Source organism: Moorena sp. SIO4G3 (assembly GCF_010692305.1).
GTDB classification, from domain to species: domain Bacteria; phylum Cyanobacteriota; class Cyanobacteriia; order Cyanobacteriales; family Coleofasciculaceae; genus Moorena; species Moorena producens_A.
Genome location: NZ_JAAHIG010000385.1, coordinates 1 through 8,063, shown reverse-complemented (window position 1 = coordinate 8,063; position 8,063 = coordinate 1). Strand labels below are relative to the sequence as shown.

Annotated in this window: 5 protein-coding genes; 3 read left to right on the top strand and 2 right to left on the bottom strand. The window is 40.7% G+C overall.

The window, feature by feature from the left end; translation table 11 throughout:
* A partial coding sequence (gene rimK, locus F6J99_RS37375) for a 30S ribosomal protein S6--L-glutamate ligase (protein WP_293120870.1) occupies nucleotides 1–780 on the bottom strand: 780 nt, incomplete at its 3' end.
* A 208-nt stretch (nucleotides 781–988) separates the two neighbouring features.
* Nucleotides 989–2,197: a VCBS repeat-containing protein gene (locus F6J99_RS37370; protein ID WP_293120868.1), complete on the bottom strand. Its 1,209-nt coding sequence runs from the start codon at nucleotides 2,195–2,197 to the stop codon at nucleotides 989–991.
* Between the two features lie 782 nt (nucleotides 2,198–2,979).
* Here F6J99_RS37370 and F6J99_RS37365 point away from each other — a divergent pair.
* From F6J99_RS37365 to F6J99_RS37355, 3 genes are all read left to right on the top strand, one after another.
* Complete coding sequence (locus F6J99_RS37365) at nucleotides 2,980–6,984, top strand: hypothetical protein (RefSeq protein ID WP_293120866.1); 4,005 nt, start codon at nucleotides 2,980–2,982, stop codon at nucleotides 6,982–6,984.
* A 141-nt stretch (nucleotides 6,985–7,125) separates the two neighbouring features.
* Nucleotides 7,126–7,266 carry a hypothetical protein gene (locus F6J99_RS37360; protein WP_293120864.1) on the top strand — a complete coding sequence of 47 codons (141 nt, stop codon included), beginning with the start codon at nucleotides 7,126–7,128 and terminating at the stop codon, nucleotides 7,264–7,266.
* A gap of 206 nt (nucleotides 7,267–7,472) precedes the next feature.
* The coding region (locus tag F6J99_RS37355) for a peptidoglycan-binding domain-containing protein (protein WP_293120862.1) at nucleotides 7,473–8,063 on the top strand (591 nt) is incomplete at its 3' end.

The window sequence follows — 8,063 nt, the reverse complement described above, 5'->3', positions numbered from 1 at the left end:
CGAAGCGGACCGGGCCGAGTACACAATCGACAATGGCTCTACCCCAGCTATGGGTAATCCTATGGCTTTAGCAGCACGAATTGCTGTGGTAAGCTCTTCAGGGGTTAACTGGATTTTTTCCGCTGTTCCCCCTCGGTGTAGGTTCGAGCGGAATTCCCCCTCTGGTCCCTGTCGCTTAATTGATGCCACTACCTTACTATCAATCACAAGACAACGAATATCCATACCCCCTGCTTCTTTGATAAATTCTTGGACTAAAATATTGGCTTGTAAACCGCGAAAGGCTTCAATGACGGACTTGGCAGCTTGATGGGTTTCTGCGAGGACTACCCCAATACCTTGGCTACCCTCCAATAGTTTAATCACCAAAGGAGCACCACCTACCATCTCGATTAAGTGGTCAATATCTTCGGTTAAATAGGCAAAGCCAGTTACGGGCAAACCAATACCTTCAGCAGAAAGGATCTGAAGAGACCGTAGCTTATCACGGGAGCGGGAAATTCCCTGATTTGGAATAGCACTCTTTACACCCATCAATTCAAACTGGCGTACAATGGCCGTGCCATAGAAGGTCTGTGATGCGCCGATCCGGGGAATAATGGCATCAAAGTCATCTAAGGGTTTGCCCTGATACATTACCATTGGCTTGTCAGCTGTAATATTCAAGTAACAGCACATATAGTTAATCACCCGCATTTCATGACCCTGCTTGTCCCCAGCATCCTTCAAGCGTCGGGTAGAATACAAGGTAGCATCTAGGGATAAGATCGCAATTTTCATTGGGTTTACCCTATATCACTAACGCTATAGAATAAAAATAAATCTTAGGGGCGCATCTGGTGCGCCCCTAAGGTGTGTCACTAATTGATTGTAAACGGCAGCAACTCAGAAGTGCGATTGGCCGTAGGCCACGCTACGCGAACGCATAATTTGATTGAGCGCTTTTTGTTTAGACTCAACAAAGTATCAACGCTCAACACAGGTCACTTCAGGCATGGCCTTCCCAGCTCAAATCTACCGACTCAGCGATTACTGGTCGGTCGTAACCATTTTCATTCATCATCCACATCCCTGTCTTGCCATCAACAGTATTGCTCCAGAAAATGTCATCGTAACCATTCTTGTCAAAATCCATAACTCCTTGAAATTTCCAGGTGTCGTCAAGGGGTGCATTATTAACGAACACTGATTCTATGTAATCTGTACCTGCCATGCGCCAGTAGTAAACATTTTGGTTTTCAGTGTCAAGCCAGAGAACATCCGCGTTTTTATCTCCATCAAAGTCTCCGGCACCAAGGATCTTCCATTTACTGTTGGCTAATTCTGATTGGATTAGTACTCCTCGATTCGGCTCAGTGCCATTCATCAGCCAAACTGCATTTTCCCCAGTGGAGTCATTACGCCACAGCAGATCGGTTTGCTGATCACGGTTGAAATCTCCTGTGCCATGGATTTTCCAGTTAAGGTCTGAGACTGGGACGATGGATACTGCTTCTTGAAACTGGGAACCATTCATTAACCAGATACCAATGTCTCCATTCGCAGTATTGCGCCAAACCATATCTTTGTGGCTATCACCGTTGAAGTCTCCAGCAGCACGAATCTCCCAGTCACTGTTAACGGATTCCATTTGAATCGTCACTGCCTCATCTAGGTCAGTACCCATTACCCCATGCATCCGCCAAGCTCCCATGGTGCCAGTCTCAGAATTATGCCAGAACAGATCCACTTCAGCGGAGGTAAATTCAATGGCGTCAATTCGCCCTAACTCGAAGGTCTCATTATCAAGACTATCTGCCTCTACAACAATTTCGATGCGATCGCCTGGAGCAAGTTGTACATCTTTAAAGATAGGATTTGGATTAGGATCACCATTGCTGAGAGAGTCAGTGAAACCGACATAGTTACCGGAGTTGGGTCCATCTCCACCAAGGTTTTTATCCAAAGTATAGGTGTCAACATCAGTACCGTTGACCCGTAGTGTTAGTTTGGCTTGTCCATCTATTTCATCAAAGTGAGCAATACCGATATGGTATTTGCCAGCAACACCATCAGTTTCTGTCCAGTCAATTCTGATTATGCCGTTGGTTTCAATGTCTTCGATTCTGACTGCTTTAGAGCCTGAAGCACTATTATTATCAAAAACCTCGTAATTTTCTAGGGTAACGCGAGTTGTGTTTTCTGCTTCGATTTTCATACTTGTTTTCCTGTTTTAGATGAAGCGCGTTTTGTTGATTGGTAACTCTCAGCGGTCAGCGGTCAGCGGTCAGCGGTCAGCGGTCAGCTAAAAGCTCACGCGTGCGCGTTCAGCTTAAAATAAAATTGAAAGTCTGGGAAAAACCCCATTGCACGTAGCGCATAGGCTGATAGCTGATAGCTGATAGCTGAGAGGATATCTGAAAAGTTTTTTGATACTGAATTTTGCCCCCCTAGCCCCCCAATTCTGGGGGGAACAAGAATCAATTTGTTGCTAAAAGTCCCCCAAAATTGGGGGATTTAGGGGGCTTGAATGTAGCAAATGAGACTTCTCAGACAACCTCTGATAGCTGATAGCTTACAGTGGTTTGCTGAAAATACCTTTGGCATAACTGTTATGAATTGCTCTAACAATTCCCAATGTATTGAGAAAAACGATTGGTAGAATGCAGTTTTTGGTTTAAATGCAGCCTGGTCTAGTCTTGTGTCGATTGCACAAGTGTGTCTTTTATGTGGATGGTAGAGATTGCACACTAGAGTATTTTCTACCATGATAGATTTTGGAGCTGTTTTGAAATTAGGTCACTTTGAAAAGTGGCACAGTTAAAGGCTATTTTATAAATAAGATGATATAATGTAGCGGACTTTAATTGGGTAAGGTATAGAAAAGGGAATAGGGAATAGGGAGTACGGAACAAAAACTATCACAATTGCTACACGGATTGCTAGAGATTTTTCTAGTTATCATAGAAAAAGCCTTGTGTATTCTGTAAACCCTACAGCATGTCGAATCAGATTTATAACTGGCAGCGATTTTGGTGTGCTCCCTCTGATCGCTTTTATTTAGACTATGATGGTTACTTATCCGATCCAGACCTTAAATCGGTCAAGGGTTACAATTACAATCCCAATCCTAAGTTGGTAACCTTTAGAGAAATTTCTGAAATACCCTGCTTAATACTCCTCGGTGAACCAGGCATCGGCAAGACTCAAGCCATGAAGGAGGAAGAAGAGAAGCTTACTGCTGAGCTTGAAAATACAGACGATGAAATCCTGTCACTTAATCTTCGATCAGTTTTGACGAAAGATGAACTAACTCAGAAATTGTTTAAAAGCGATAAATTTACTAGGTGGCAATCGGGCAGCCATCGGCTCCACATATTTTTGTATAGTTTTGATAAATGCCTTTTACGACTAAAAAGACTGGCAGAAATTTCACTGGCAGAAATTTTAGTTGATGAGCTTAAGGATTATAAAGAGCATGTTAACCGTTTAATTCTTCGGATTGCTTGTAGCTCAGCGGTATTACCATCTGATCTTGAGACAGATCTCAAGGAACTTTTTGGGGAAGATTCCATAAAAATATATCAGCTAGTTCCACTTCGTCGTAAAGATGTTGTTAAAGCAGCAGAAGCTAACGAAATTAATGATCCAGACGCTTTCTTAGAAGAAGTGTCTAGAAAGAACCTTGATCCCCTAGCTATCAAGCCGATCACCCTAAACTTTCTTCTGAACAATTGGCGTCGTTATCAGTCTCTCGAAAATAATAGTATTTATGAACTTTATCTTGACGGCTGTCGCTGTTTATGCGAAGAAAGTAATTCTAGCCGTAGTGGCTCAGGTGCTATGGATGATCTCGATCCAGACCAGCGCCTGATCATTGCTGCTCGGATTGCGGCTGTTACAATTTTTGCCAATCGAGTTGCTGTTTGTAATGGAAAATATGCAGATTCTGCTCCATATAAAGATGAGCTAGTTCTAATTAAGGATCTTTGCATTAGGGAGGAAGTTGCTAATAGCAAAAATTTTGATATCACTGAACCAGCTATCAAAGAGGTTTTAGATACTGCCTTGTTTTCATCCCATGGTGAAAAGCGGATTGGGTGGTCTCATCAGACCTATGCTGAGTTTCTAGCAGCATGGTATTTGAAGGAACATAATGTCTCTGTGTCCTTATTCCAGAGTCTTTTCTATTTATCTAAGGACCCTGAGCAGTTATCTAAGGACCCTGAGCAGTTATCTAAGAACCCTGAGGATAAATTGATTCCTCAGCTCCATGAAACTGCTGCATGGTTAGCCACCATGATACCTGAGATAGGTAAGGTAATTCTTAGCACTGATCCTGATGTGTTACTTCTGAGCGATATACCTAAACATGATAGTAATGATAGTGTGCGAGAATATGATAGTTTTCGAGAAAGGGTGGTTTCAAATTTATTGAAGGAGTATGAGCAAGGAAAAATAAATCAAAAACTAATTAACTACCGCGTATACGAGAAACTTAAACATCCTAAGCTTGCGGAACAACTTCGTCCATATATTGTGGATGCAAGTAAGCAAAGTGGGTGCATCTCACTTTTACAATTAGGCAAAAATTCTAATAAAATCTCCAGACTTCCCTTCTTTTTTAAAAATACGACATATAGCCAGCCAATTGATGCACGATATACAGCTATTAAGATTGCTAAAGCCTGTAAACTGAAGGAACTCCAAAATGAATTGGTTACGTTAGCAACTGATTCAGCTGAAACCATTGAACTTAGGATTAGTGCTGTTCAAGCTATTGGGGAGATTGGAGATGAGAATTCAAGACTCAAACTCAAGCCGTTAGCCCTTAATCCCCTTCCAGAGGATGAGTATGGCAGGCTTAAGGGTTCTTGCCTACAAGCACTGTCTAATGATCAGTTTAATGATTTGACAGATGATGAATTGTTGGATGCCTTAACTCCTCCCAATAAAATAAAGTTGATTAGTGATTCCTACCCATGGTTTCTAAGCTATAAAATTCTACCAATGCTTAAAGAGAAATGGCTTAGGGAACCAAGATTAAAATCGGATTTTCTCAAAAAATATGGCAAAAGTAATAAATTCAGAAATATACTAGTTAATTTAGAAAAAGTTGACTCTGATTTTGGATTAGATTTAATAGGAGATATCTACCTAAAACCTAGGCTTGCTGATCACGATCAGGATTGGATGCAAGATGAAGTGCTTAGGTCACGATGGGAGAAACTACATAAACATTGTGCGCAGTTAATCTACGATACATTTGAGCAAAATAATACAGCATCGATTGATTCGATTATTGGACGTTATTGTAATAGGGCTAATCAAAAATGGCTCTCTGAGCAATTTAGTTCTTATTTTAATTATAGTGAACAGGGACAACAAGCTTCAAAAAAAGCTCGGAATCACCGTCCTCAACAAAACTTATTAGCACCATCTCCTAGAGAGAGAGTTCTGCTTAGATTGAATGAATTAGAACATGGTAACTTATCAGCTTGGTTGCAGTTGAATATGGAAATGGCTCTTAAGCCACACAGCCGATACTATAATCCTGAACTTGTACTTGATTTAACTAATAGTCTAGAGTGGAAAGAGGCTGATGAAATTATTGGCACTAGGATTATTAAAGGTGCTGAAAAGTATATTAAAAATCAGAAAGAAATAACTACTGATTGGATTGTTAATAAGTCATTATACATTGATATATATATACCAGAATTTGCAGGTTACAAAGCTTTTGTGTTGCTTCTAGATAAAGCTCCAGATATTCTTGAAACTATTCCATCTGAGACATGGCGCATTTGGGCACCTGTCATCATTTTCGCTTCTTGTTTTCCAAGAAAAAATTCTGACAGCTGTTTAGAGTTAGTAGGGATGGTTTACTCAAAGGCTCGTGAGCAGGTGTTTGAAACTTTGGATATCCTGATCGATAAAGAAAATGAGCATTATTACTATATATTTATAATTAAACTTGTTGAAAAATTTTGGGATAAACATCTAAGTGATTTTATTTTAAAAAAGGCTCAAGATAAATCCCTAAAGCCTAAATGGATGGAGACTCTGTTAAAAATTATTCTAAAACATGGATCGAATGAAGCTAAAAATGAAGCTATAGAATATCTCCAAACAGACTATCTCCAAACATTGAGCTCATTGCCATTGGCTTTGAAGAAAGATGAACGTGACAGAGTGATCATTGCCTTAACATTCCTATTCTACTACCAAACTGCTGACAGTTGGTCTAGTATATGGTCGATTCTTAAACAACAACCAAATCTTGGACGCAGGGTAAACGCATCTAAATTCTATAAGCCTTACTCAGAAAAGATTTCAAAATTGATAAGCAAAAGTACTTATCTTATGAATCTCATATCCAGTAGGCGTTTCAAAATAAGATGCGTTTGCCCTGATCTTGGACGAGAGTTGATTCAGTCAGTTGCTGAGCGCCATATGTTGTTTTCCGGTGAGTTAAAGCTTGAGCTTAATGAGAAACAGTTAGCTGATCTATATATCTGGCTGGTTAGGCAATATCCCTATGACGAAGATCCCGCTCATAGTAATTTTGAAGTTTATATCGTGAGTCCAAGGGATCAGGTGGCTAGATTAAGAGATAACATTTTACGGCAACTCGAAAGTCGTGGAACTGCTCAAGCCTGTGATCAAGTTGAGCGTATTATTCGAAAATTTACTGAACTACCTTGGCTTAAGACAAGGCTGATATCTACCAAAGAGAGCATGCGTCGTAAAACCTGGAATGCACTCCAGCCAGAAGAGGTTATTCATAAGATATTATATCAGGATTCCAAAGTTAGTAACACTGTGCAAGATAATCAAGCTAAAGATAAAGTTGCTGACTCTAAAAGCAATCCTAACCGCGTATCTTGGGTTGTGATTATCGGTTTTTTAGGTTTGGTGTTGAACGGGTTAAGATTTTTCTTCGACTATGAGATATTGAAATATCTAATAAAAGCTTTTTTAATTTTGAAGGATATACTTTCATAATTAATAATATTTAATTATAGCGTTTATTGAATTTATGAGGTACGTTTATCAACCTCAAACTCCCCCTTTCTAAGGGTGATTTAGGGGGATAGCTTTGTAGCTCATGGGAGAGAAAATGGCTATATAGCGTTTTTAATAGCTATGAGGTACAGAGATTTTTTCCTTATTACCTACTCCCTACTCCCTACTCCCTACTCCCTACTCCCTACTCCCTGCTCCCTATACCATAGTTTACAAAACTTTACAAACCTCTTCACCAAAATATCCGGGTTCACAAAATAAATTCAGCAAAGCTTACTAGACTCAAGTGCTGTCTATAGCGTTTCTCGATCAGATGTAAACCTAGGAGGTCTTTTTTTATTGTCGAATAAAACTCCCGATCTCTTTCCCCTCTTACCTCCCCCCCTTATTAAGGGCTAGCGGGGATTCCTCTTGCATCTTGCCTTTTAAAGCAAGAACTGTGTTTACAACCCAGATACAAACGCTATATGCCTGACCCCTCTACTCTCTTACTGCTAGCCTACAGCCACTGCAAAAATGCCACTGCTAGTCTTGACTACAGTAAAAGCATGATCTGCACGCCCACTCAGAAGCCCAAGCAATCCCCTCGGCTGGGGAAACCCCCCAATCGCATCACTGCTCCAGATGCGATCGCATTGGCTCAAGACTCTCGATTCAGTAATCTCAAAACACTCCAGGGAGAGTCTTCACAAGGGATAAAGTTGCCCCCAACACTGCGTTTGGGTAGCCAAGGGGAAGTTGTGACTAGACTACAAACTACACTGCAAGAGTTGGGATACTACCAACAGCCAGTGGATGGTGTCTACGGTTCCAATACCTTTGCTGCTGTCTCTACATTCCAGCAAGCACTAGGGTTGAATGCGGATGGTATTGTTGGACCAATAACCTGGATAACGCTACAACAATTGCACTCAGAATTCTTATCTGCTCAACACAGAGAGTTGAGCGAGATTTCCCCAAATCAGCCACAAACTAGAAAGGAAAGCCAGGATACTTTTATTTCAACATCAGAGTCTTTCTTAGGTAATCAATCTGTTCGTTCAACCCCCTTAGACTCC

What these genes read in the sequence shown, in the direction of transcription:
- F6J99_RS37370 (WP_293120868.1), bottom strand. Translation starts at nt 2,197, where the DNA reads ATGAAAATCGAAGCAGAAAACACAACTCGCGTTACCCTAGAAAATTAC.
- F6J99_RS37360 (WP_293120864.1), top strand. Translation starts at nt 7,126, where the DNA reads ATGAGGTACAGAGATTTTTTCCTTATTACCTACTCCCTACTCCCTACT.
- F6J99_RS37365 (WP_293120866.1), top strand. Translation starts at nt 2,980, where the DNA reads ATGTCGAATCAGATTTATAACTGGCAGCGATTTTGGTGTGCTCCCTCT.